The following is a 24,548-nucleotide window of genomic DNA, read 5'->3' as shown; positions in this document are numbered from 1 at the left end:
GGGTTACAATACCCAACAATTTAGATTAACTAAGAAGAATTATGAGCACACAAGATTTAATCAACAAGCTTTGGGGTCTATGTAATCTATTACGTGACGATGGCGTTACCTACAATGAATATCTAAATGAGCTTACATTCCTCGTTTTCTTGAAAATGGTAGAAGAGACGGGACAAGAAAAGCTGATTCCTGAAGGATACCGTTGGAAAGACATTGAAAAGTTCAATGCTGCAACACGTCTTGAAGAATACAAAAAGCTACTGGTTCACCTGGGCTCGCACGGCTCACTTATCACTAAAGCGATTTTCAACAATGCTTCAACCTGCATTCGTAAACCGGCAACGCTAACAAAGTTGGTAACTGAAATAGACAAGCTGGATTGGTACTCGGCTAAGCAAGAAGGCTTGGGCGACATGTACGAAGGCTTGCTTGAAATTAACGCCAGCGAGAAAAAATCGGGTGCTGGCCAGTACTTTACCCCGCGTGTGTTGATTGAAGTCATGGTTGAGCTGATGAAGCCAACCCCGAAAGATAAGCGAAATAATCAGAAAGGCGACGTTATTGTTGACCCAACCGCGGGTACAGGCGGCTTTTTGATTGCAGCCCATCAATACATGGAAAAGAACTTCGATGTGAAAGGGTTGGATGAGTTGGATTACGACAGCTACCAGCATGAAACCTTCTTTGGTATGGAGTTGGTACCTGATACGCGCCGTTTGGCAATGATGAACCTGATGCTACATGACTTGGCCGTCGATGATGAAAACTCAGGTGTTTTGTATGGCGATACGCTCTCGAAAGAAGGTAAAGTGTTACCTAAGGCCTCGCTCATTCTTGCTAACCCACCATTTGGAACCAAGCAAGGTGGTGGCGTACCAACCCGTGATGACCTTGTGCACTACACCAGCAACAAACAACTCGCATTTTTACATGCCATGTACAAGGTTATGCTCAAACCAGGTGGTAGAGCAGCCGTAGTATTGCCTGATAATGTGCTATTTGAAGGCTCGACAGGTCGCAAGATTCGTAATGATTTAATGGAAAAATGTAACCTGCACACTATTTTGCGTTTACCTACGGGTATTTTCTATGCAGCAGGTGTTAAAACCAATGTGCTTTTCTTCGATAAGCCAACAAATATTAATCAAGACAAAGGCAATACAAAGAAAGTTTGGGTTTACGATCTTCGCGTTAACATGCCGAAATTTGGTAAACGCACAGTATTGGAAAAAGAACACTTTGAAGAGTTTTACCGTGCCATGGGAAGCGACCTAACGCAAGTGGACGAAGCTAAACGCCAAGCCTTTATTGATAACCATCAAAACGGTAGTGCTATCGGTAATATAGATACTTGCCGCTTACGAGCTTTCACGCGAGAAGAAATCAAAAAACAAGAGGACTCCCTGGACCTGGCTTGGATTCGTGATGATAGCTTGGAAGACTCAGCGAGCCTACCGGAACCTGATGAATTAATTGCAGGAGCGATTGAGGAGCTGGCGGGCGCAATTACTGATTTACAGTCAATTATGGTGGACCTTGGTGGCGCAGAGTCTTCTGAAGAGGTTGTGCTATGAACAATTACCGTCAAGGGTGGCAAGAAAAGACAATAAAAGAAGTTACAAAGAAAACTACTCAGAATAAGCCTTCAGAAGATGAGCAATTGATTTATGTCGATATTGGCAGCATTGACAGGAATTTGAAGGCGATCGCTTCTCCTCAACACTTATTAGGTGTTGATGCCCCAAGTCGAGCACGGAAGAGAATCCATACTGATGATGTATTGGTATCCTTAACACGTCCAAATCTCAATGCAGTTGCTATTGTTCCGAAGGAATATGACCATCAGTATGCATCTACAGGCTTTGACGTACTAAAGCCATATACTGTAGTACCTAGGTTTTTATACTATCTCGTACGGACTCAAGATTTCATTGATACTGTCTCGGGAAAAACTCAAGGCGCATTGTATCCAGCCGCCAAATCAGCTGATGTGCAAAGTTACTCGTTCTTTATGCCATCGGAAAAAGAGCAACAGCAAATCACGGATAAGCTAGATTCAATCTTTGATAAATTAGAGATGGCCAAGTCTCGTTTAGAGAAAATCCCTTTGCTGTTAAAACGATTTCGTATGTCTGTTTTGTCGGCGGCAGTATCGGGAGAGCTAACGGAAGAGTGGCGGGACGAGAATGATGTATATGACTGGGAATATGTAAGCCTGAAAGAGGTTGGTAAAGGTTTTAATTACGGCTCTTCTGCTAAGTCCAAGAAGGAAGGAGCCGTGCCCGTACTTCGCATGGGTAATTTGCAAGAAGGTAATTTAGATTGGTCAGATCTTGTATATACATCGGATGAAAACGAGATTGAGAAATACAAGCTTGAGCCTGGTGATGTTTTATTTAACCGCACCAATAGCCCGGAATTAGTTGGAAAGACGTCTATCTATCGCGGTGAGAGAGAGGCCATTTTTGCTGGGTACCTAATCAAAGTTCAGGGAACCGAACGCCTCAACAGTGAATACCTTAATATTCAGCTGAATAGTCCTCGCGCGCGAGATTACTGCTGGCAAGTAAAAACTGATGGCGTCAGTCAATCAAACATCAATGCCCAAAAGTTGAAAGCGTACGAATTTAACTTGCCGTCAGTCGATGAACAGGAAGAAATAGTAAGAATTGTTTCAGAGCTGCTTGCTAAATCTGACTTGGTTAAGAAGCAGTATGAAACTGCAAAACTTCGTGTTGATAAACTTACGCAATCAATCCTTGCGCGAGCATTTCGTGGTGAGCTGTTTGAACCTTTTTCTGATAAGGCTGAACGAGTTGCTCAACCGCAATTATCAGATTTAGGTGAAGAGCAGCGTAAAGAACAAGAAGTACTGGCTGAGCACGTTGACGAAGCGCCAGTTCGGACTCAGCCGACATTAAAAGCGGTCGATGATAAGAGTGAACTGCTGTCTAAGTTAAAAGTTGCCAAAAAAGCCATGTCAGCACAGCAACTATTTGATAGTGCGTCAGTCGAGACATTTAAAGTCATTGATGATTTGTTTGTTGAGCTTAAACGTCTTTTAGAGCTCAACTTGATCGAAAAAATGGGTGAAGGCGAGAGCAGTCAGTTTAAGGCGACCAAGTAGTGAAAATAGATTACTTGCATATTCGCACTAGTTTTAAAAACGTTGAAGACTTAGAAATCGATTTTGATAATAGGCAACTGCTAACGGTTCTAATTGGACGAAATGGCTCCGGTAAATCGAACGTGATTGAAGCGTTAGTTCGCATTTTTCGTGCGTTAGACCTAGGTGATGAACCCGCGCCATTTAGCTATAAACTCAGGTATTCACTGGGATCATCTTCCGATAGGCTTATCGAAGTTGATGCGTCACCAGAGTATGGCTCGACGCCAATTCAGCAACACAAAATACAAGTATCGATTTTGGGTGAAAGTGGTCAATACTCTCTGCCAGAAAGCATTTCTTTATCCAAAGTGACACGAGATAAGGAAGGTAATTCAGATTATCTACCAAAGCATTTATTTACTTACTACTCTGGTCCGAGTGATCGCTTGGAGGACTTGTTTAAGCCACACAGGACCAAGTTTTATAACCAATTGCTAAAGAACCAGGTGAAAATTGAGGACGAGGTTCGTCCTCTTTTCTATGCTAAACCTTTTCACAGTCAGTTTGTGTTGTTAGCATTCTTTTTAAGCCAACAACGGGGTGTAGGTCGGGAGTTTCTTGAAGACCATTTAGGAATAATGGAGTTTCATTCTGTACACTTTGTTTTCCGAAGACCAACAGAATGGAGCAGTATAGATAAAAAGGACCTATTTTGGGGGGCTCGAGGAGTAGTCAGAGAGTTCCTAGACAGATTGTTACCACATAGTTTAGGGGTGATTAAAACGGAGCGGGCAGAATCAACATCACTGACAGGCAAAGGGAAAGACAATGAGTTTATGCATGTGTTCCTGCCTGACATCTACAGCCTAAAAAAGGTGGCGCGAGGGCTGGGGGCAAAGAACTTTTTCAAAATGCTCGAAAGTACCTTGCTTTCTGACCTGTTAAGTAGCGTCCACATCAAGGTTCGATTAAAAAATGGGGAAGTCGTATCGTTCAGCGAGCTTAGTGAGGGCGAACAACAGTTGCTAACAGTACTTGGATTGCTGGAATTTACTGTTGAAGAAGACTCTCTATTCCTGCTTGATGAGCCGGATACGCACTTAAACCCTGCATGGGCTGCCAAATATCACTCGTTCCTGAAGCGATTCATACCCGACAAACGTTTTTGCCATATTTTGATGGTTACACACCACCCGCTGGCTATTGCAGAGCTGAAAAAAGAACAGATTCAAGTCCTCAGGAAAGATGCGGAAGGATTGTCACTAGCTGAAACACCGTCAGAGAGCCCAATTGGTATGGGCGTCAATGGTATACTGACCAGTGACATGTTTGATATGGCAACAACACTGGATCAGCATACAAGTAAAGTGATTGAAGATAGACGAGAGCTGCTGGAGAAAGAAAGCCTGACAGAGGCTGAGATTAGAAAGTTGAGTGAGCTAAATAACTCACTTGATAGATTGGGTTATAGCTACACCCACCCAGATGAAGATTATCGACAGTTCCTAATTGCTCGTAAAAAAGCAATGCAGCAGTTAGAGGCCGAAAACAAGGATTCAACAGAGTATCGCGTCAAGTTGATTAACGCGATTTTGAAAGACCAAGGATTGATTGAGTAGTGCGTTATATAGATTTAAACGTTATAGGCCAATGCAAACCAGAGAACTGGGATGTTAATTCTCAGAGTTGGGCTCAACGAGTACAACGAGCTGCTGACAAGTCTGCCGAAATTAAATCTATTGGCAGTAAGTGGAGTGACTTTAAACCTAACTTTATTCGCGAGTTTGGGGATAAATGTTGGTATTCTGAAGTACCCAGAATAGGTACAGATTTTGATGTCGACCATTTTAGGCCGAAAGGTGCTGTAAAAGTATCAAAGCAATCTTACGCGACTCGAGTAGTTCAAGGGGCAAGTCAAAAGCACCCTGGTTACTGGTGGCTAGCATTTGAAGCGAAGAACTATAGGTACGCCTGTATTGAGGCGAACAGGCCAAGATCGAATGGGGGGAAGCATGATTATTTTCCGCTTATGGATGAAGCAACGCGAGTTTGGAACCGTTGTAATATTGCTGGTCACGGGGGGAGGACGTTAAACTCTTAGATCCATGCTGTCCAATGGATGTTACCTTGGTTTCTTATGTGCAACATCCAGGTGCTGTTATGTCTCGCTATAGCGAAATATCGCATCCCGATGAGTATTCTCGTGTTCGTGAGAGCGCGAAAAGATATAACCTTAATAGTAAAACAATTAAGGGGGCGAGAAGCGAAGTAATTAAAAACGTAAGTCAGTCATTAGATTTTATAGCGCTTCATGCCACTTTGCCAGCCGACCAACAAAACGCAATGGATGAGTTTTTGGCTGCGATGGAACAGAATTTGATTGATGCTTGTAATAGAAAATCGCCCTTTTCCGCGACAGCCGTAGCTTTTGTTCGTCAGAAGAGGCATGAGGCTTGGTTAGCTAATTTATTGCCACGGTTAGATCTGTCAGATTAAATTACTACCAATTTTTGGTACCTGTAACAGAGTGGTTGCATTTGTCTGCCTTTTTATATGCCACTATGTCATGTTAATGATGTTCTTCTAGGTATCAATACGAATTCGAGTTGATGACGTTTCCGCAAAGAGTTTTCAGGTATATATCACTAAGTGACATTAACTGCCATGAAGGTGAATATATGCAAGAGCAATCAACGCGACTAATCAGGTTAAAAGAAGTCATAGCTATGACTGGACTTTCGAGAGCGAGTGTTTATAAATTTGTGAGTGAGAATAGATTTCCTTCACAAATATCACTGGGCTATCGCTGTGTAGCATGGGTAGAAAGTGAAGTTCAGCAATGGATTGATCAGCGAGTTCAAGAAAGCCGACGTAAAGTGTGAATATTTGAGCTAACCTTGGTGGTTAGCTCTTTTTTTATTTTTTACCCGACAGCGCGAAGTGTACGAGTACCTGTAACTGAAAGGTCACCCTGAGATGCTTTCGAGATGTGATTGCTCCACCAAGCCATGAGCTTTTTACGTCGGTCTAAGTAGTCAGCTCTGTTGTACGCTTTACGCACTTCATTTGAATCAATATGAGAGAGTGCAGCCTCGATAACGTCTGAATCAAACCCTTGCTCATTGAGCGTCGTACTTGCTAAAGCTCTGAGTCCATGTGCAACTAACTTCCCTTTGTAGTTCATACGCTTCAATGCCATATTCGCCGTTTGAGGGTTGATATGAGTTTTTGGATTTCTATCTGAAGGAAAGATAAACTCACGATGACCACTGATTGGTTTCATTACATCCAATAATCCCAAGGTTTGCTCTGTGAGCGGTATCACGTGTTCTTTGCGCATTTTCATACGCTCGACAGGTATCACCCAACATTTATTATCAAAATCAATTTCATCCCACTTAGCTCCAGCAGCTTCATTTGGACGCGACATAGTATGAAGTTGCCATTCAATAAGACATCGAGTCGTGAGTTTTATGTTGGCTTTGTTAATGGCGAGCATTAAACCAGGTAACTCTTTCGGTGTTATTGTCGGCATGTGTTTTTTCTTCGGTGTTTCAAATGCCGCCTTTATACCGGTTAGGCGGTTTGCATCCACCAGCCCTGTATTCAATGCAAAGGTCATAATCTCATTGAGACGTTGAGAAAGCCGCTTGATGGTCTCTAAGTTACCTTTGTGGGCTAGAGGCTTCATTGTATCTATAGCGTGCTGAGGGCGTAGTTCTGATACTGGATACGGTCCGAGAGCGGGGAAGATATGAAGCTCCAGAGAGTTCCAAATATCATCTGCATAGTTTGGTGTTACTTTTTTCTTTTTATTTCGAACCAATCTTTAGCGACAACTTCGAGTGTTGCGCTACGGTGGCCTTGTTGCTCTAAAGCGATTTGTTCTCGGTGTTCTTTTGGATCGATATTATCTGATAGTAGCTTTCGTGATTGTGCTCTAAGTTCACGAGCTTCAGCTAGAGAGACTTCTGGGTAGCTACCAAAGCTTAGGGTAGTACGCTTTTTGGTGTATGGTCGATAGTAATCAAACAGCCATAGCTTTGATGAATTAGGCTTTATACGGAGTACAAGCCCTTGACCATCTCGCAGGTCATAAACCTTCTCTTTTGGCTTCGCTTGTTTAATTTCCGTATTGGTTAGAGGTTTCGTTGTTCTCGCCATAGCAGTACCAAAGTTAGCATTATCGAATCGGTACTGCTAAGCGTACTGCTAAAAAAATGAGCTGTCCAGAACGAGATAGGACTAGTGTGCACGCTAAGTTATTGATTTACTTTTCTTTGGGTATAAAAAAAGACGCCCTAGGACGTCTTTCTCTATGAATTGGTGGAGCTGGCGGGAGTTGAACCCGCGTCCAAAAATCATTCATCATTGGTACTACATGCTTAGTCGATCTTTAATTTCACCAGCAACCTGCGAACCGACACGCTAGTTAAAGGCTAACCTGAATTATAATTCGCGCTTTTCCTCTCAGGTGGGAGAAGCCACGCTAGCTAGTTTGGGTTTGATCTCTTATTGGTCCCCGTCTTACGAGCGGAAGCTAGGGTAAGAGAGCTCTGAGCAGGTTATTAAGCTGCTAGTGCGTAGTTTTCGTCGTTTGCGACTATTTTTTTGCGGCTTTTAACGTGGCCAACCGCCCCACGGCATGCACCTCAGACTTCAAAATTCCTGTCGAATCCTAAATCAGCCCCAAGTGTTATTTGCATAGTACCAGAAAAGCTTACCCTGTCTAGCACTGTGCGTTTAAGTGCTTAAAATTAACGCAAATTACTCTTCATAATTCGTGCTTTATCTCTCGCCCAATCTTTTTCTTTCATATCAGTACGTTTATCGTGCAGTTTTTTACCTTTCGCTACGCCAACTTTAATCTTCGCCCAAGAGCGAGACCAGTAAAGTGCGGTTGCGACAAGTGTCATGCCTTCACGGTTAATACGACCGATAAGGTTGTCGAGCTCTTTTCTCGACATAAGGAGTTTACGGATACGTGTTGGGTTCGCCACGATATGAGTACTCGCTTGAGTAAGCGGAGTAATCGTCATACCACTGATGAATGCTTCGCCATCTCGGATGTAAACGTAGCTTTCTGCGATATTGGTTTTGCCTTCACGTAGGGATTTTACTTCCCAGCCTTGTAGCTCAAGCCCCGCTTCTATCTCATCATCGATGAAATATTCGTGGCGAGCTTTCTTATTAAGCGCAATGGTATTGCTACCGGCTTTTGATTTTGATTTATTCTTTGCCATAATGGCCTCATTATACGGATTGCACCCTAGTTGGGGAATCCTTTTTATTTGCGCTCTGGCCCAATACAATTAAAATTGCAGTTTGTGTTAATGTAACGCTGTCTTTAACAGGAGTCTATATGCCAAAGGTTACTCGTTCAGCATTAGTGTCGTTTAGTGCCGACCAGATGTTCAGCTTGGTCAATGATGTTGCTCGTTATCACGAGTTTTTGCCAGGGTGTTCTGGTTCACGTGTGATCGAATCTTCAGATTCAACTATGGTAGCTTCGGTTGATGTCTCTAAAGCGGGTATCAGCAAAACATTTACCACATCGAATCGCTTAGCGGATGGTGCTGAGATTTTGATGGAGTTGGTGGACGGCCCGTTCAAAAAGCTGCAGGGTGGTTGGTACTTTACTCCGCTCGACGAGCAAGCTTGTAAGGTTGAACTTAAGCTAGAGTTTGAGTTCTCTAGCCGAATGATTGAAATGGCATTTGGTAAGATTTTCAATGAGCTGACGAGCAATATGGTCAGTGCTTTTACTCAACGCGCGAAACAGGTCTACTAAGCCATGACTATTGAATCGGATATGATCCACGTAGAGGTTGTCTTTGCACTTCCTCAAGAACAGCGTGTGTTTACTTTGGTAGTGAACAAGCACGCGACCGTTGAAGAGATCATTGCGCAGTCTGGCGTTTTGGAATTGTACCCAGAGATCGACTTAGCGAAAAATAAGGTTGGTGTATTCAGCCGCAACGTTAAGCTAGATGCGACGGTTCGTGATAAAGACCGTATCGAAATCTACCGTGCATTGTTGGCCGATCCAAAAGAGATTCGTCGTAAGCGTGCTGAACAAGCGAAAGCGGCCGCAGCTAAATCGTAACGCAAAACAAATTTAACTAAGAAGAGAGCTCGCTATATTGGCGAGCTTTTTTGTGGCTGTTAGTTAGACACAGCAGCTAATTTGTAGCAGATATTAAAAAACCTGCTCATGAGCAGGCTTTGACGATTCTTGCTTGAGAGCTTTGTTGGCTGAAAGCTAGCGAAGGCTTTCGAAGAACTCATCACTGGCTTCAAAATCACCATTGATCGTTACTAGAGTGCCTGTAGCATCAAAGTTCACGACAAGGTTTTTCTGAATAGGGTCGTTGTGACCTTTTTGATGGTGGTAAATGTAATACCACGTATCTGGGTAGCCATTTTCGATAAGCATAGGTGAGCCCATAACGTAACGAACTTGTGTTTTTGTCATGCCAAACTTGAGCTGGTCGACAGCTTCTTGTTCAACATAGTTACCCTGATTGATGTCAATTCGATAAACCAACTTCTCTAGTAGAGAGCAACCGGTCAACATTGTTAGTGCAAGTGGAACTGCAACTAACCACTTTTTAATTCGCATAGTTTGAGATCTTTCTTCGCTAAAATACTGCCTGATAATAAACAAGCTCCAGCAAGAAGTAAAAAGCTCCTTGCGCTTTGAGCTTGTTATGACTGGCAATTTTGAATTAAGTTGCAAAATTGCCAAGAATTTTCGGTAAATTATCAGAAAGTTGCTGAATATGTAACCTAAGCTGCGATTAATAACTCTTTTGCGTTGGCAAGCGTCGATTCGGTAATTTGGCTGCCACCAAGCAGTCGAGCAAGCTCTGAAATGCGCTGTTGTTGATCCAAGGTGTGCATTTGGGTCTCTGTCTTACCCGATTTAGTGTTCTTAGCTACGAACAGTTGTTGGTGCCCGCAACCTGCCACTTGAGGTAAGTGCGTCACACACATCACCTGCGTAGATTCGCCCAGCTTACGTAGCATTTTTCCGACAACAGCCGCTGTTGGACCACTGATACCCACATCGACTTCATCGAAAATCAGGCTTGGTGTATCCACTTTTTGCGCCGTGATTACCTGAATCGCCAATGAGATTCGTGATAACTCGCCACCAGAAGCTACTTTAGCAATAGGCTGCATTGGCTGGCCTGGGTTGGTCGAAACAATGAAGGTCACGTTATCCATACCCAATGGAGAAGGGTGGGTGTTGGTGTTGTTCACTTCAATGGCAAACTGTGCTTTTTCCATGCTCAGTTCGTGCATGCTTTGCGTGATCAGTTTGTTTAGTTCTTTTGCGTAACGAGTTCGAGATTTATGAAGCTTCTCTGATTTAGCAACGAACGATTGGTATTGGTTTTCTACCTCGTTTGCCAATTCTTCCAACTTTTCATCAGAGCAATCAAGCGCTTCAACTTGTTGTAGTAAGTCTTGATGATGCTTATAAAGCTCTTCAGGCAACACGTGGTGTTTACGAGATATCGACATCACTTTTGAGAAACGTTCTTCAACATAAGCCATACGACCGGGATCGACATCAATGCTGTCTAGGTATGTTCTTAACTCGTTGTTGGTTTCTTCAATCTGAATAATCGCTTCAGAGAGTAAATTCGGTAATTCAGCCAACCTTTCATCGAGCTCAGCTAACTGAATTAAGGAGTTATTGGCCGATTGCAGAATACCAAGCGCATTAACTTCTTCGCCTTCATAAATAAGCTCGATAGCTTGCTGGCAGGTTGTGGCCAGTTCTCCGCTATTGGAGAGGCGCTTATGCTCTTGTTCGAGGTCTTCATATTCTTCCTCCCCAATAGACAGCTCATTTAACTCTTTGATTTGGTATTCAAGAAGTTGTTTTTGAGCTTGGTTTTGCTGGCTATTTTCACGTAACTCTTTTAAGTGATTATCCGCTTGTCGCCATGCTTGGTAAGCGTTACGTGTCGACTTCAATAGGTTCAAGTGGCCTGCGTATTGATCAAGCATGGCCATTTGGTAGTCGCTCTTCATTAACTGATGATGAGCATGTTGACCATGAATGTTGATCAGCAGTTGGCCAAGTGATTTCAATTGCGAAAGAGGAACCGGGCTGCCGTTGATGAATGCGCGAGAGCGACCTTCTTTAGAGATAGTTCTGCGTAAGATGCACTCACTGCCATCAAGCAGTTCGTTGTCTTCTAACCAGCGGGTAGCGTGCAGATTGTTCTCAAGTAAAAAAGCGGCACTGACTTCGGTTTTTTCTTCACCCTGTCTAACCATTCCTGCATCTGATCGTCCTCCAAGACATAAGCCTAAAGCGTCGATAGCGATAGATTTACCTGCACCAGTTTCCCCGGTGATTGTTGTCATGCCTTTAGAGAGTTCTAGCTGTAAAGACTTAACAATAGCGAAATTATTAACACTTAAATGAGCCAGCATTTTATTTACCTGTATAACTGAACATACTGTATATAAGCTCAGTATATACTGTTTCTTTATACAGTAAAGTCGACAGGTGAAAATTTTTTGCGATAGCTCTCAGAATTGAACTTGTCTGTAGATCACTGAAAGCAATATAGATTCCCAACTCACTCGTTCCTCCCTCTTGGGAATGACTGTGTGATGGGTTGGCGTGAAGATATAGATGGTGGGCTTTTAATCGGCAATAAAAAAGGCTGACGAATGTCGTCAGCCTTTCAAAATTATTCACTATTTACTTAGAACAGCTTACTCGACCAGCCTAGCTTGTTACGTAGGACATGGTAGTAATTGTAGTCTTTAGGGTGGATCAGCTTGAGCACATTTGGGCTTTGGTAAATGTGAATCTCATCGCCAGGAGAAACAGGCAGCGAGATTTGACCATCACAGCTCACTTCCTGAGTTCCGCGGTTATCAGGCGATACGATAAGCTTGATACGACGCTTGCCATCCACCACAAGTGGGCGACTTGAAAGGGTGTGCGGGAACATTGGTACTAGTGAGATAGCATTTAGGCTTGATGACAGGATAGGGCCGCCGCCAGAAAGCGAGTAGGCGGTAGAACCTGTCGGTGTTGAGACGATCAAGCCATCAGAACGCTGTGAGAAGGCGAAGCTGTCATCGATATATACTTCGAACTCGATCATGTGAGCAACTTGGCCGGGGTGAAGTACCGCTTCGTTGAGTGCCGCATTATGGCTTTTTATTTGGCCGTGACGGTGAATTTCTGTTTCAAGCAGGAAGCGTTCTTCTTCCATGAACTCGCCTTTGAGAACATCAGTAAGCGCACTCTGGAAATTTTCAGGGTTGAGGTCGGTAAGGAAGCCAAGATTACCTCGGTTAACCCCAATCACTGAAATGTCGAAACGTGACAAGATTCTAGCGGCACCGAGCATATTTCCGTCGCCACCGACCACAATGGCGAGATCGGCGCGCTTACCTAATTCAATCAGGCTAGAAAAATGTTCTTTTGGGATGTCGTCTAAAATAGTGGCGAGTCTGTCATCAACAAACACTTGATAACCCTCAGCACTTAACCACTGATAGAGCTCTCTATGAGTCTGAATTGCTTGCTGATCTCGAGGTTTACCGATAATGGCGATGACTTCAAATGGCTTTTTCATAACGTTTCCAAACGAATTAGGCTTGAATCAAAATTCTTCATCCCCATAATAAAGGCAAGTTGAACGTCTATGCGAGTGTTTTATATCAATTTGGGGCGCAAACACGCCTGTCACTTGCATTGAAAACGAATTCTGGAGATATCATGAGCAACGAAGAAAACAAAGTAACCGAAGAAGAGCTAGATCAGATCATCGCTGAAGCTGAGAAAGTTGAAGAAGCTGAGCTGAATGAAGACGCTGCTGATGAGCAGGAAGCAAAAATCGCTCAACTGGAAGCTGCACTGCTTTCTAGCGAATCTAAAGTGAAAGAGCAGCAAGATTCTGTTCTTCGCGCTAAAGCTGAAGTTGAAAACATGCGTCGCCGTAGCGAACAAGAAATTGATAAAGCGCGTAAATTCGCTTTGAACAAGTTTGCTGAAGGTCTGCTTCCTGTAATCGACAACCTAGAGCGTGCAATGCAAGCGGCAGACGCTGAAAACGAAGTGGTTAAGCCACTGTTTGAAGGTGTTGAACTAACGCACAAGACGTTCGTAGACACAGTTGCTAAGTTTGGTCTTAAAGAGATCAACCCTGAAGGTGAAGCGTTCAACCCTGAATTCCACCAAGCAATGTCTATCCAAGAAAGCCCGGATCACGAATCAAACACGGTTATGTTTGTAATGCAAAAAGGCTATGAACTAAACGGCCGTGTGGTTCGCCCAGCGATGGTTATGGTTGCTAAGTAATTACTTATTACGTTGCCAGCTGATTGATTAGCGTATTGACTGAGTAAGTCGTGGTGGCAAAATAAATCACTGGTTTACGTGAAATGAAAAGAGAGGCATATGCCTCTCTTTTTTTATGTCTATAGCTTGAGAGTCCACGTAAATAAGCATCAAAACCGTATTGAGAATGTCGTTCTTTTTATTTCATTTAGATCAGCGATTTAGAGTTTTGTGTTATGAAACTTGTTGTGAATGAGTAAATGTTTTGATGTCACATTTGTGATGTTTTTGTAAATAAACACTTTTAATTGTTATCTTTGTATGTAAAATCCACTGCCATATAGCGATTTTGATCGCATATATAACTATAAAAGTACAAATTTCAAACACAACAAACTGGAGAAGAACGATGGATAAATCGCTCTCAAGTAAAATTTTTGTAGGCTTGTTTGCTGGTCTACTTATTGGTACTGCTATTCAGTACCTATTCAGCGGTATTGCTATTTTTGATACGTATCTACTTGGTGCTGCAGAAGGTGCTGGTGGTATGTTCGTATCACTTATCAAGTTACTTGTAGTTCCTCTTGTATACGTATCTATTGTTTGCGGTATTGTTGAGCTAAAAGATATTCGTTCATTTGGTCGTCTTGGTGGTAAAACCTTTGGTCTTTACATTATTAACACCATCATCGCGATCTCAGCAGCGCTAACGATTGGTCTTATTTTCCAACCAGGTGCAGGTGCGAATCTAGCGGGTACGGTTTCTGAGACAATTGCGCTTACAACAACTGAAACACCAGACATCTTCTCTCTTGTTGTTAACATCGTTCCTAGCAACCCTGTAGAAGCGTTCGCAAGCGGCGACATGCTGCAAATCATCTTCATGGCAATTTTGACAGGTCTTGCTATTCAAGCGCTTGATTCTCGTGGTGGCCCAGCTATCAAGACATTCAAGATGGCTAACGAAATCATGATGAAGCTTATCGGCCTAGTAATGAGCTTGGCGCCTTACGGTGTATTTGCTCTGATGATTCAACTGGGCGCAACACTGGATGCAGACACGCTAATGTCAGTTGCTGGCTATGTGGCGCTTGTGGTTGCAATGCTAGTGTTCTGGATTTTCTTCTTCTACCCAATGATGGTTGGTTCATTCACTGGTATTTCTCCAAAGCAGTTCCTACGTGCAACGCGTGAGCAAGTTCTATTCTCACTATCTACAGCAAGTTCGAATGCAACAATCCCAGTAACTATGCGTACTCTTACTGACAAACTAAACGTATCTAAGTCAGTAGCAGGTTTCGGTGTACCACTAGGTGCAACAATGAACATGTCTGGTGTATCTATCTACATCGCACTAGCGACTATGTTCGTAGCAAACGCATTTGGTCAACCAATCAACACTGCTGATATCTTCACTCTAGGTCTAACTATCCTGCTTCTTTCTATCGGTGCTGGTGGTGTTCCAGGTGGCGGTGTAGTAATGGTAGGTGTTCTATTGCACCAACTAGGTCTACCACCAGAAGGTCTAGCGATTGTTGCTGCTGTTGACCGTATCTGTGACATGTTCTGTACTTCTTCAAACGTAGTAGGTGATACAGCGGTGAACACTATCGTTGCTAAATCTGAAAACGAAATTGGCGTTGAAGCTAATGAAGAAGCTGAGCTACAGAAAGCAGAAGCTTAATTCAGAGACTCTTTCCGCTATAGATTTAATCTGAGCTGAAACCCTGAGTAGATAAACGGAGCCCAAGTGGCTCCGTTTTTTATTGGGTGAGAAGGTCACTTTATCTACTTTTACTCAACAAACGATAGTGCGGCCTTAATTGTTGTGTGTGGGAGCCTCTTTGAGAGCCCGTTTACAGAAACAAGACTTTGCTACAAGAAAGGATAGTCGAGGGTGAATAAACCCAGTTATGGGACTTATATAGGCGGTAATGATATGTATTCGTGCCTAATCATTCCTTTTATTAAAATAAATGTAAAAAAATCCATTTTCACCCTTGAAAAGGCTTCGTGAGCCCTTATCTATGGTGCATACGAAAGCAAATTACATTTGCACTTAAATTTTGTGTATTAGGGTTGAATCCCTGATTACCGCCCCCCACATATGTGGGTATAGCAAAAAACTAATATAGATTATATTTCGGAGATAGCCTGATGGGTCGAATCATTGGTATTGATTTAGGTACTACTAACTCTTGTGTTGCTGTTTTAGACGGCGACAAACCACGCGTACTAGAAAATGCTGAAGGCGAACGCACAACAGCATCGGTAATCGCATACACTGACGGCGAGACGCTAGTTGGTCAACCTGCGAAACGTCAAGCAGTTACTAACCCTCAAAACACGCTATACGCAATTAAGCGTCTAATCGGTCGTCGTTTTGAAGATGAAGAAGTTCAACGCGATATCGAAATCATGCCTTTTAACATTGTTAAAGCTGATAACGGTGATGCATGGGTTGAAGCGCAAGGCCAAAAAATGGCTGCTCCTCAAGTATCTGCTGAAGTTCTTAAGAAAATGAAGAAAACAGCTGAAGACTTCCTAGGCGAAGAAGTAACTGGCGCAGTTGTTACTGTTCCTGCTTACTTCAACGATGCTCAACGTCAAGCAACTAAAGATGCTGGCCGTATCGCTGGTCTAGATGTTAAACGTATCATCAACGAACCAACTGCTGCTGCTCTAGCTTACGGCCTAGACAAGCAAGGTGGTGATCGCACTATCGCTGTATACGATCTTGGTGGTGGTACATTCGATATCTCTATCATCGAAATCGATGAAGTAGAAGGCGAGAAAACTTTCGAAGTTCTTTCAACTAACGGTGACACTCACCTTGGTGGTGAAGATTTCGATAACCGCATGATCAACTACCTAGTAGATGAGTTCAAGAAAGAGCAAGGTATCGACCTTAAAGCTGATCCACTAGCAATGCAGCGTGTTAAAGAAGCAGCAGAAAAAGCGAAAATCGAGCTTTCTTCTACTACTCAAACTGACGTAAACCTACCTTACGTTACTGCTGATGCGACTGGTCCTAAGCACATGAACATCAAAGTGACTCGTGCGAAGCTTGAGTCTCTAGTTGAAGACCTAGTTCAACGTTCTCTTGAGCCACTAAAAGTAGCTCTAGCAGATGCTGACCTATCTGTAGGCGAAATCACTGACGTTATCCTAGTTGGTGGTCAAACTCGTATGCCTATGGTTCAAGCTAAAGTAACTGAATTCTTCGGTAAAGAGCCACGTAAAGACGTGAACCCTGACGAAGCTGTTGCAATGGGTGCTGCTGTTCAAGGTGGTGTACTAGCTGGTGACGTTAAAGACGTTCTACTACTAGACGTTACTCCTCTATCTTTCGGTATCGAAACGATGGGCGGCGTGATGACTAAGCTTATCGAGAAAAACACAACTATCCCTACTAAAGCGGATCAAGTGTTCTCTACAGCTGAAGACAACCAAAACGCAGTAACTATCCACGTTCTTCAAGGTGAGCGTAAGCAAGCGACTTACAACAAGTCTCTTGGTCAGTTCAACCTAGAAGGTATCCAACCAGCACCACGTGGCATGCCACAAATCGAAGTAACATTCGACCTAGATGCTGATGGTATCCTGAACGTATCTGCTAAAGATAAAGCAACAGGTAAAGAGCAGAAGATCACTATCCAAGCATCAGGCGGCCTGTCTGAGGAAGAGATCGAAGCAATGGTACAAGAAGCAGAAGCTAACAAAGAAGCGGACAAAAAGTTCGAAGAGCTAGTAACTGCACGTAACCAAGCTGACCAAATGATTCACGGCACTAAGAAGCAAGTAGAAGAAGCTGGTGAAGCTCTACCTGCAGACGAGAAAGCTAAAATCGAAGCAGCTATCACGGCACTAGAAGAAGTTAAGTCTGGTAACGACAAAGAAGCTATCGACGCTAAAGTTCAAGAACTTATGCAAGCAGCTCAGAAGCTAATGGAAATTGCTCAACAGAAAGCTCAAGCTGAACAAGCTGGTGCTGACGCTGGTGAACAACCTAAGCAAGACGACGATGTGGTAGACGCGGAGTTTGAAGAAGTTAAAGACGACAAAAAATAATTTCGTCACAGAGTAGCCTGATTTCGTTGTCGGAAGTGCTCACCTACTAGCGTAGGCTCCGCGCTTCCTCCTAGAACTCAAGCTATCTGCTTAGAAATTTGTCTCGAAGACTTATTAATACGGGCGTCAGAGGTAACTCTCACGCCCGTAAATTTGTATTTAGACTTGTCGATCTAGATAATAGCTTTATTCGGCATTTCAGCCGGCAGAACTTTTATCTAGATTGATACACAGACTACTGAAGTGATCATTCGGTAGTAGCAATTATTTTGGTGACCTAGAACATGTCAAAACGTGATTTTTACGAAGTATTAGGCGTAAGCCGCGATGCATCAGAGCGCGATATTAAAAAAGCGTACAAACGCTTAGCGATGAAATTCCACCCGGACCGTAACCAGGGTGACGAGACCGCAGCAGATAAGTTTAAAGAAGTAAAAGTAGCGTACGAGATCCTAACTGACTCTCAAAAGAAAGCAGCTTACGACCAATACGGTCACGCAGCCTTTGAACAAGGTGGCATGGGCGGCGGCGGTGGTTTCGGCGGCGGTGGCCAAGGTGACTTCGGCGATATCTTCGGTGACGTATTTGGCGATATCTTCGGCGGCGGTCGTCGTGGTGGCGGTCAACAGCGCGCACAACGTGGTTCTGATTTGCGTTACAACATGGAGCTTTCTCTAGAAGAAGCCGTTCGTGGTGTATCTAAAGAAATCGAAGTACCAACTCTTGTAGAGTGTGATATTTGTGACGGTAGCGGCGCGAAAGCAGGTTCTTCTGCACAAACGTGTGGTACTTGTCATGGCCACGGCCAGGTACAAATGCGCCAAGGTTTCTTTGCGGTTCAACAGACTTGTCCTACTTGTAACGGTAAAGGCAAGATCATCAAAGACCCATGTAACTCATGTCATGGCCAAGGTCGCAAACAGAAGACGAAAACGCTTAACGTTAAGATCCCAGCAGGTGTTGATACTGGTGATCGCATTCGTCTATCTGGCGAAGGCGAAGCAGGGGAGCACGGCGCTCCAGCTGGCGACTTGTACGTACAAGTACACGTAAAAGAGCACAACATCTTTGAGCGTGACGGCAACAACCTTTACTGTGAAGTGCCAGTAAGCTTCTCTATGGCTGCTTTAGGCGGTGAAGTTGAAGTTCCCACACTAGATGGTCGTGTAAACCTTAAAGTGCCAGAAGAAACACAAACGGGCCGTATGTTCCGTATGCGTGGCAAAGGCGTGAAAGGCGTTCGTGGCGGCGGTGTGGGTGACCTAATCGTTAAACTAGTGGTTGAAACACCGGTTAAGCTAAGCTCTCGCCAGAAAGAACTACTGCGTGAATTCGAAGAAACATGTTGTGGTGAAGCGGCAAGCAAGCACAAGCCAAAGTCTGAAGGTTTCTTCAGCGGCGTGAAAAACTTCTTCGATGACCTAACTAAGTAATTGATAGTGATTTGAAACTTTTAAAGCCTGCCAGTGTGCAGGCTTTTTTGTATCTGTAGATCAAAGAAAGAAGCTCAGAGAATAAAGAGTCTAGATTTCTCAGATAGATTATCGAGCCCTTTGGTGGTTGCTCTTGTTACTTCCAACACGCTTCTGGCTCTGAAACACCCGAGTGGTGTAATTCCAATATATCGGTAATCGAATTTAAACATCCATCATTCACTTGCTGTGAAAGTGGTTCTGCTTGAATTGCATAGGTTGTACTACTCGCCGAAATCGCTAACGTGTATCGGCTGGTGTCGGTATCGCAAAACAAACATGTCCCTCCGGAAATAATATTCTCCGCTGCGGATGCATAGTTCCCCGTGTACAGCGTCTCCATTTCCAATTGTATCTTTGTCATATCAGCTATCGCGGTGACTCGGTGCGCTTTAATTACATGGCTCGTATAACTTGGATAGGCAATGGCACCAAGTATCCCCACGATGGCGACAGTGATCAATAATTCGATCAATGTCATCCCTCTAATGCTTAAGTTGTTGTTGTTGCATATATTTCTTCGAATCATCGCGAGTAGTTTCCTTTAATATCTCTGCCTATTTTTCTCCGGTGGTAGCATCGGCGCAAGATTAAATACGGTTACGAGCGGTATTACATAGGAAATTGGGAAATGACTCGCGGGTTTACTTTATTAGAGCTTTTAATCACGGTGTCGGTGTTATCGATACTGATAGCGACGGCTGCCCCGAGTTTTAGTTCAGTAACGCAAACTGTGAAGATGCAGCGATTGGCTAGCGAGTTGAATGGTTTCCTTATTCAGGCCAAGTCAGAATCAGTAAAAAGGAATCAAGATCTTTGGGTTCATTTCTCTATGGATAAAAATGAAGAGCAATCAACTGGAGATTGGACTATTTGGTTAAAACCGACCGAAGACTTGTCAGGAGAAACCTTACTGCAGTTGACGGGTGAACCTTTTCGTGACCTTTCTTTTTCTCATAATTACACCGGAGACAGAATTACTTTTGAGAGCGTTCGTGGGAGGCCTGCTCGTGGGACTCTCTATTTAGCTCCTAATACGGCTTCAACCGATCGGGTTTTGATCAAATTATCCAGCCCTCCAGGGCGAATTAAGGTGTGCGGTGAGTCGAGTGCGCAGTATGGCTATGATGCGTGTTAAATCGACAACGGTAGCTCTTAGCAAGCAGCAAGGCACATCATTAATTGAGTTAATGGTGGCGTCTGCGATTGGTGTGTTCGCGATTTCGATTATCGGTAGTGTTTTTATAACAGGGCAGAGAATAGCCAAAGACAAAGGCATTGAATTATTGCTGCTACAAAACCTAACAAGCACGATGCAGGTGATGAAGGAGGATATCCAACGGGCGGGCTATGATGGTTCTAATGGTTACTCAATCAAGCTGTCTGGAGCGAGTAACACCATCCAAGTGAGTGGCGGTGTTGCCGTTGGTTTTGTTTACTTCCGAGAGGGCTCAAGCGCAAGTAAAGAACATCGAAATATCGTTTACAGAAAAAATGGAACCAAACTGCAAATATGTGAGAAGGGCACCACTGTATCGGAGGCAATTCCTACATTTCATGAGGTTACTGGATGTTACTCACTGTTCGATGACAATCTCATTGATGTTGATGAGTTCAGCATTAATTCCCAAGTATTGGAGCAGAATTCTATCAAGAGCACGCTCACTGATATCAGTATTACAGCGTCAATCCCAACCGCAGGTGTTTCCAAATCTGTTTCGGTTTCCGTTAAGCAGAGGAACTGGCAATGATGATATTTAGAAAGCAGCGTGGTGTGGTGACGTTATTGATTACGTCAGTGCTTTTAATTGGTGCTTTAGTGGTGACATTAGGCACGTATCGCAGTGTATTCCATCAAATTAAAGTCGCACAGAATGAAGTGCAGGGCAGACAAGAACACTGGCGATCGGAAGGAGGCTTAGAGTGTACCTACTCCTACTTACTTGAATTAGACAAGACAATTGCTGATATCAAAGACGCGAGTACTCGTCCTGCAGATTTTTCTGATTGGTGTTCTCCTTACGAAAATAAACCGCAGATCGAAATCTCGGATAGTGCAATTTCTAGCGCTTACATCGTAGCGTCATCCTCAAACGTACAGTCACTTTTTAAGACAATAAGAGAAAGATCTCAGCTCGGTAGTGGGGCAATTCAGTCTACTGGTCCTATCGAACTTATTGGAACTTTGAGCCTGAAGCCGACAGTAAAAGAAGAACCGATCAGTGGTAATGAATATGAATGCGTGAGTGTTACTTTTGCCGACCTTTTTACTTACCAATACGATTCAATGCATGGTGATTCAGGACAAACGTTAGGCTTAGAAGTGCTCGACCCAAGTGCGGATGGTCCGTTTTCTGGTTTTGATGGCGTGTGTGACAGTGAATATAAAACGGAGATACCCAAAGGTAATTCGGGAAGTCGCTATTCAATCTATGCACCTGATTCCTCTCAAGGAACGAATCCGCCTCCCTTCCAAAAAGACTTTAACCCTGATCCTAATATGAACCCGTTTTACACCTTTTTTGGTGTTGCTAAAACCGAGCAAAATATTGTCGACCTGTCACAAGATACGGATTTGTTTAAGCATGTTCAGCTATTGAATGCGACTGAGTGCGGCACTGAGATTATGGAGCACTTTACGGCAGGGCAAACCAAGGGGCTGTGGGTTGAAGGCAACTGCCATATTAATGCTGCGGTTGCGGCCACAATCAATCCATCACAGCTGTTGGTTGTGCAAGATGGTGTGTTGGCACTAAATGGAGCCATGGCTTACAACGGAGTGATTTATCATTTGGTCGATTATCAAAAGAGCCATGTAAAAACGCGTGTCGATGACTTTTGGAAGAACCTTTTGCCGAATAACGTATTTGCGCCTTTTATTAAAGACATAGATAACGCCAGTGTCGTCAAAAAAAGTGTCGGGATTCAGTTTGCATCTGGTTTGCCTTCTGGTGGCCTTATTTTTGATTCACCTGCAGGTGTGACGACCATTGTTGGTGACATGGACTTAGATTTTCGTGCGGATTCTAATCCGATTGATCTGCCTTCAACTTATCAGTGGAAGCGAGGATCATGGAATGATTTCTAAGAACTCAGGTTTTAGCTTGATAGAGGTTCTTATCTCTTTTCTGTTGATTGGCGTTGCCTCGTTAGGTCTGGTTAAATTGCAGGTCTACGCTGAACAAAAATCGGATTTTGCGCTCCACAGCGTAGAGGCGCTGCATTTTGCTGAAAGGCAGATGGAGTATTATCGAACTCGGGTATCTAATGCAAGTGGGGCGGTAGGTTTAATTCCTTTTTCGGAACTAAATCAGGCGAGTCACTGTCTCAATAGAGGCAGTTCAGATCCTTTATCCGGTTTGTCGGGTTCTGCCTATGCCATGACCTGTGAAGTGACTAATGCAGGCGGTGCTTTGTCCGATGCGTTAAAAAATATTACTGTCACAATTGCATGGCGAGATCGTATGAACCATGCGCAAAGTATTTACCTCGAAACTATGCTCTCCAAATACAGTGAGTTTGATTGACCTTCAAGCAAACGTTTACTGCATGCCAAGGCTCATGCCACTTCTTTTACTGATAATTTTCACTCCTCGGACATTGTTTGCGTGCTAGTTAAAACTCTGTATATGGAATGGTGTTTTTTGTGTTTTTATATTGTTGTGGTTGTATGGTATTTTTGCAAAATATGTCTCCATTTATGGAAAATTAGGTGGAATCTTGTGCTTTTTAACAACGACTTTAATAGAATATGTGCTGTACCAATAGGCCGTGGTCAAAACTTATATTAGGCCTAAACAAAACAACATCACATATGGAGTTACAATGAGTAACCAAGCCGTAAAAAAAGCACCATCGACTGAGAAGATCAGTGGTATGGACCGCTTTCTAAACTTCATTGAACGCGCCGGCAACAAAATTCCAGATCCAGCAATTCTGTTCTTCTGGGCTCTAGTTATTGTATGGGTAGCATCTGCACTTTTATCGAATCTTTCATTCGACTTAATCAACCCTCAAACGGGTGCTGCTCTTGAAGTAAACAACCTACTAACTGGTGAAGCACTTGCTAGCTTCCTAGCGAATATGGTTACCACGTTCACAGGCTTCGCACCTCTAGGTATCGTACTTGTTGCTATGCTAGGTGTAGGCGTTGCTGACTCTTCAGGCTTCATTACGACTGGCCTTAAGAAGATGCTTAACTTCACGCCAGCTAAGCTACTAACGCCAATGCTAATCCTTGTTGCTATCGTGTCTCACACAGCAGCAGATGCAGGTTACGTTCTAGTCATCCCTCTTGGTGGTATCATCTTCCACGCTGCGGGTCGTCACCCTCTAGCGGGTATTGCAGCAGCGTTTGCTGGTGTATCAGGTGGTTTCTCTGCGAACTTCATCCCTTCAGGTATTGACCCGTTACTAGCTGGTTTCACTCAAACAGCGGCAAACGTTCTTGACCCTGAATACGTGATTAACCCTCTAGCGAACATCTTCTTTACTGGCCTATCTTCAGTTCTTATTGTTGCTATCGGTTGGTACGTAACTGAGAAAATTATCGAGCCTCGTCTTGCTAATACGCCAGTTGATGAAGATGCAGAAGCGGCACCTGATCTTGGTACGTTCACTGCAATCGAATCTAAAGCATTCCGTTACGCTGGTTGGGCAATGGTTGCGGGTATTGGTCTGCTTATCGCGGCTCTAGTTCCTGAAAACTCAGCGCTTCGTTCACCTGAAGGTGAGCTAACAGCGTTCTCTGCTCCAGTTATGAAGTCTATCGTTCCTCTGATCTTCATCCTGTTCATCATTCCAGGTATCGTCTACGGCCGTGTAGCAGGTACTTTCAAGAACAGCAATGACGTAATCAAAGCAATGTCAGAGACAATGGCTACGATGGGCGCATACATTGTAATGTCGTTCTTCTGTGCACAGTTCCTATCTGCATTCGGTCAATCAAACATCGGTACAATGCTTGCGCTTTACGGTGCTGAAGGTCTGAAAGCGATGGACCTTCCTGGTGAAGCAACGGTTGTTGGTATGATTCTACTAACGGCTTCAGTTAACCTGCTTGTAGGTTCGGCTTCGGCTAAGTGGGCGCTTATCGGTCCAATCCTAGTTCCAATGCTAATGGTTGTGGGTATCTCTCCTGAGCTATCTCAAGCGGCTTACCGTGTAGGTGACTCAGTGTCTAACATCATCTCTCCACTAATGGTGTTCTTCCCACTGGTTGTTGTTTACTGTCAGCGCTACGTTAAGTCGACAGGTATCGGTACTCTAGCTTCTCTAATGATGCCATTCTCGATTGCCATGCTAATCGGTTGGTCTTTGTTCTTGCTAGCTTACTGGGCTCTTGGTATCCCACTAGGTATCCAAGCACCTTATACTTACACTATGTAAGATTGAACTAAGCGATATTAAGCTTTATTCATTGCTAAGCCCGCACCGAAATGTGCGGGCTTTTTTTCGCTATCTTTTTCTATTTTTTTTATATCCAAGACTTTTTATATCAAAAACTTTTTATATTCAAAATAAAGGCACTCAGCTTATAATCCGGATTACGGCTAATTGTTGGCCGGTAAATTTA

21 protein-coding genes, 1 other RNA gene and 1 pseudogene are annotated in these 24,548 nt (G+C 43.6%); 16 read left to right on the top strand and 7 right to left on the bottom strand.

Annotated features, from left to right (window positions below; genetic code table 11):
- The first annotated feature begins 41 nt into the window (after nt 1-41).
- The 5 genes from AB8613_RS05255 (at nt 42) to AB8613_RS05235 (ending at nt 5,991) form a co-directional block, all read left to right on the top strand.
- Nucleotides 42-1,574: an N-6 DNA methylase gene (locus tag AB8613_RS05255; protein ID WP_372384601.1), complete on the top strand. Its 1,533-nt coding sequence runs from the start codon at nt 42-44 to the stop codon at nt 1,572-1,574.
- Nucleotides 1,571-3,127 carry a restriction endonuclease subunit S gene (locus tag AB8613_RS05250; protein WP_372384600.1) on the top strand — a complete coding sequence of 519 codons (1,557 nt, stop codon included), beginning with the start codon at nt 1,571-1,573 and terminating at the stop codon, nt 3,125-3,127. Before AB8613_RS05255 ends, AB8613_RS05250 begins: the two co-directional genes overlap by 4 nt.
- The gene (locus AB8613_RS05245; RefSeq protein ID WP_161685759.1) at nt 3,127-4,728 is read left to right on the top strand and encodes an AAA family ATPase; all 1,602 of its coding nucleotides are present in this window, start codon (nt 3,127-3,129) and stop codon (nt 4,726-4,728) included. Before AB8613_RS05250 ends, AB8613_RS05245 begins: the two co-directional genes overlap by 1 nt.
- Before the next feature lie 541 nt (nt 4,729-5,269).
- Nucleotides 5,270-5,605 carry a hypothetical protein gene (locus AB8613_RS05240; protein ID WP_372384599.1) on the top strand — a complete coding sequence of 112 codons (336 nt, stop codon included), beginning with the start codon at nt 5,270-5,272 and terminating at the stop codon, nt 5,603-5,605.
- 182 nt (nt 5,606-5,787) lie between these two features.
- A complete protein-coding gene (locus AB8613_RS05235; RefSeq protein ID WP_372384598.1) occupies nt 5,788-5,991 on the top strand; it encodes a helix-turn-helix transcriptional regulator in 204 nt (67 codons plus the stop codon).
- 41 nt (nt 5,992-6,032) lie between these two features.
- On the opposite strand, the pseudogene AB8613_RS05230 reads toward AB8613_RS05235, so the two are convergent.
- From AB8613_RS05230 to smpB, 3 genes and pseudogenes are all read right to left on the bottom strand, one after another.
- A pseudogene (locus tag AB8613_RS05230) lies at nt 6,033-7,273 on the bottom strand (integrase domain-containing protein).
- A 160-nt stretch (nt 7,274-7,433) separates the two neighbouring features.
- Nucleotides 7,434-7,800, bottom strand: a transfer-messenger RNA (tmRNA) gene (ssrA, locus tag AB8613_RS05225).
- 66 nt (nt 7,801-7,866) lie between these two features.
- Nucleotides 7,867-8,352, bottom strand: a complete 486-nt coding sequence (smpB, locus tag AB8613_RS05220; protein WP_004735156.1) for an SsrA-binding protein SmpB — start codon at nt 8,350-8,352, stop codon at nt 7,867-7,869.
- A 119-nt stretch (nt 8,353-8,471) separates the two neighbouring features.
- Between smpB and AB8613_RS05215 the strand changes: the two genes are divergently transcribed.
- Together AB8613_RS05215 and AB8613_RS05210 are read left to right on the top strand one after the other, a co-directional pair.
- Nucleotides 8,472-8,900 carry an SRPBCC family protein gene (locus AB8613_RS05215; protein ID WP_017106599.1) on the top strand — a complete coding sequence of 143 codons (429 nt, stop codon included), beginning with the start codon at nt 8,472-8,474 and terminating at the stop codon, nt 8,898-8,900.
- Between the two features lie 3 nt (nt 8,901-8,903).
- Nucleotides 8,904-9,215, top strand: coding sequence for an RnfH family protein (locus tag AB8613_RS05210; RefSeq protein ID WP_146491359.1), 312 nt, complete (start codon nt 8,904-8,906; stop codon nt 9,213-9,215).
- A 156-nt stretch (nt 9,216-9,371) separates the two neighbouring features.
- On the opposite strand, the gene bamE is transcribed toward AB8613_RS05210, so the two are convergent.
- From bamE to nadK, 3 genes are all read right to left on the bottom strand, one after another.
- A complete protein-coding gene (bamE, locus tag AB8613_RS05205; protein ID WP_009848326.1) occupies nt 9,372-9,731 on the bottom strand; it encodes an outer membrane protein assembly factor BamE in 360 nt (119 codons plus the stop codon).
- A gap of 167 nt (nt 9,732-9,898) precedes the next feature.
- Nucleotides 9,899-11,563, bottom strand: coding sequence for a DNA repair protein RecN (gene recN, locus AB8613_RS05200; RefSeq protein WP_146491360.1), 1,665 nt, complete (start codon nt 11,561-11,563; stop codon nt 9,899-9,901).
- Between the two features lie 278 nt (nt 11,564-11,841).
- Nucleotides 11,842-12,726 (bottom strand): NAD(+) kinase, encoded by an 885-nt coding sequence (gene nadK, locus AB8613_RS05195; RefSeq protein ID WP_017066747.1) that lies wholly within the window; start codon nt 12,724-12,726, stop codon nt 11,842-11,844.
- A gap of 143 nt (nt 12,727-12,869) precedes the next feature.
- Between nadK and grpE the strand changes: the two genes are divergently transcribed.
- From grpE to dnaJ, 4 genes are all read left to right on the top strand, one after another.
- Entirely contained in the window at nt 12,870-13,451 is a 582-nt protein-coding gene (grpE, locus tag AB8613_RS05190) for a nucleotide exchange factor GrpE (RefSeq protein WP_019823922.1), read from the top strand.
- 388 nt (nt 13,452-13,839) lie between these two features.
- On the top strand, nt 13,840-15,114 hold the full coding sequence (locus AB8613_RS05185; RefSeq protein ID WP_019823920.1) for a dicarboxylate/amino acid:cation symporter: 1,275 nt from the start codon (nt 13,840-13,842) through the stop codon (nt 15,112-15,114).
- Between the two features lie 473 nt (nt 15,115-15,587).
- Nucleotides 15,588-17,501 carry a molecular chaperone DnaK gene (gene dnaK / locus AB8613_RS05180; RefSeq protein ID WP_019823919.1) on the top strand — a complete coding sequence of 638 codons (1,914 nt, stop codon included), beginning with the start codon at nt 15,588-15,590 and terminating at the stop codon, nt 17,499-17,501.
- A gap of 284 nt (nt 17,502-17,785) precedes the next feature.
- On the top strand, nt 17,786-18,934 hold the full coding sequence (dnaJ, locus tag AB8613_RS05175) for a molecular chaperone DnaJ (RefSeq protein ID WP_372384597.1): 1,149 nt from the start codon (nt 17,786-17,788) through the stop codon (nt 18,932-18,934).
- A 136-nt stretch (nt 18,935-19,070) separates the two neighbouring features.
- On the opposite strand, the gene AB8613_RS05170 is transcribed toward dnaJ, so the two are convergent.
- Nucleotides 19,071-19,502, bottom strand: coding sequence for a type IV pilin protein (locus AB8613_RS05170; protein WP_372384596.1), 432 nt, complete (start codon nt 19,500-19,502; stop codon nt 19,071-19,073).
- Between the two features lie 102 nt (nt 19,503-19,604).
- Here AB8613_RS05170 and AB8613_RS05165 point away from each other — a divergent pair, with 102 nt between their 5' ends.
- From AB8613_RS05165 to AB8613_RS05145, 5 genes are all read left to right on the top strand, one after another.
- Nucleotides 19,605-20,111, top strand: a complete 507-nt coding sequence (locus AB8613_RS05165; protein WP_372384595.1) for a GspH/FimT family pseudopilin — start codon at nt 19,605-19,607, stop codon at nt 20,109-20,111.
- On the top strand, nt 20,092-20,724 hold the full coding sequence (locus AB8613_RS05160; protein ID WP_372384594.1) for a PilW family protein: 633 nt from the start codon (nt 20,092-20,094) through the stop codon (nt 20,722-20,724). The genes AB8613_RS05165 and AB8613_RS05160 overlap by 20 nt, the downstream gene beginning before the upstream one ends.
- Nucleotides 20,721-22,061 (top strand): hypothetical protein, encoded by a 1,341-nt coding sequence (locus tag AB8613_RS05155; RefSeq protein ID WP_372384593.1) that lies wholly within the window; start codon nt 20,721-20,723, stop codon nt 22,059-22,061. The genes AB8613_RS05160 and AB8613_RS05155 overlap by 4 nt, the downstream gene beginning before the upstream one ends.
- Nucleotides 22,051-22,500, top strand: a complete 450-nt coding sequence (locus AB8613_RS05150; protein ID WP_146491364.1) for a prepilin-type N-terminal cleavage/methylation domain-containing protein — start codon at nt 22,051-22,053, stop codon at nt 22,498-22,500. The genes AB8613_RS05155 and AB8613_RS05150 overlap by 11 nt, the downstream gene beginning before the upstream one ends.
- Nucleotides 22,501-22,798: 298 nt before the next feature.
- A complete protein-coding gene (locus AB8613_RS05145) occupies nt 22,799-24,361 on the top strand; it encodes an AbgT family transporter (protein ID WP_060983336.1) in 1,563 nt (520 codons plus the stop codon).
- The last annotated feature ends 187 nt before the right edge of the window (nt 24,362-24,548 follow it).

The organism is Vibrio sp. BS-M-Sm-2, from assembly GCF_041504345.1.
Classification (GTDB): Bacteria; Pseudomonadota; Gammaproteobacteria; order Enterobacterales; family Vibrionaceae; genus Vibrio; species Vibrio satsumensis.
Note: the sequence above shows the minus strand (reverse complement) of the source record. Positions and strands in the feature narration are given on the sequence as shown.

Coding starts and splice junctions, on each gene's coding strand:
- AB8613_RS05155 (WP_372384593.1), top strand. CDS start 20,721: ATGATGATATTTAGAAAGCAGCGTGGTGTGGTGACGTTATTGATTACG.
- recN (WP_146491360.1), bottom strand. CDS start 11,563: ATGCTGGCTCATTTAAGTGTTAATAATTTCGCTATTGTTAAGTCTTTA.
- grpE (WP_019823922.1), top strand. CDS start 12,870: ATGAGCAACGAAGAAAACAAAGTAACCGAAGAAGAGCTAGATCAGATC.
- nadK (WP_017066747.1), bottom strand. CDS start 12,726: ATGAAAAAGCCATTTGAAGTCATCGCCATTATCGGTAAACCTCGAGAT.
- AB8613_RS05250 (WP_372384600.1), top strand. CDS start 1,571: ATGAACAATTACCGTCAAGGGTGGCAAGAAAAGACAATAAAAGAAGTT.
- AB8613_RS05160 (WP_372384594.1), top strand. CDS start 20,092: ATGGCTATGATGCGTGTTAAATCGACAACGGTAGCTCTTAGCAAGCAG.
- AB8613_RS05215 (WP_017106599.1), top strand. CDS start 8,472: ATGCCAAAGGTTACTCGTTCAGCATTAGTGTCGTTTAGTGCCGACCAG.
- AB8613_RS05255 (WP_372384601.1), top strand. CDS start 42: ATGAGCACACAAGATTTAATCAACAAGCTTTGGGGTCTATGTAATCTA.
- AB8613_RS05185 (WP_019823920.1), top strand. CDS start 13,840: ATGGATAAATCGCTCTCAAGTAAAATTTTTGTAGGCTTGTTTGCTGGT.
- AB8613_RS05165 (WP_372384595.1), top strand. CDS start 19,605: ATGACTCGCGGGTTTACTTTATTAGAGCTTTTAATCACGGTGTCGGTG.
- smpB (WP_004735156.1), bottom strand. CDS start 8,352: ATGGCAAAGAATAAATCAAAATCAAAAGCCGGTAGCAATACCATTGCG.
- bamE (WP_009848326.1), bottom strand. CDS start 9,731: ATGCGAATTAAAAAGTGGTTAGTTGCAGTTCCACTTGCACTAACAATG.
- AB8613_RS05145 (WP_060983336.1), top strand. CDS start 22,799: ATGAGTAACCAAGCCGTAAAAAAAGCACCATCGACTGAGAAGATCAGT.
- AB8613_RS05235 (WP_372384598.1), top strand. CDS start 5,788: ATGCAAGAGCAATCAACGCGACTAATCAGGTTAAAAGAAGTCATAGCT.
- AB8613_RS05170 (WP_372384596.1), bottom strand. CDS start 19,502: ATGATTCGAAGAAATATATGCAACAACAACAACTTAAGCATTAGAGGG.
- dnaJ (WP_372384597.1), top strand. CDS start 17,786: ATGTCAAAACGTGATTTTTACGAAGTATTAGGCGTAAGCCGCGATGCA.
- AB8613_RS05240 (WP_372384599.1), top strand. CDS start 5,270: ATGTCTCGCTATAGCGAAATATCGCATCCCGATGAGTATTCTCGTGTT.
- dnaK (WP_019823919.1), top strand. CDS start 15,588: ATGGGTCGAATCATTGGTATTGATTTAGGTACTACTAACTCTTGTGTT.
- AB8613_RS05210 (WP_146491359.1), top strand. CDS start 8,904: ATGACTATTGAATCGGATATGATCCACGTAGAGGTTGTCTTTGCACTT.
- AB8613_RS05150 (WP_146491364.1), top strand. CDS start 22,051: ATGATTTCTAAGAACTCAGGTTTTAGCTTGATAGAGGTTCTTATCTCT.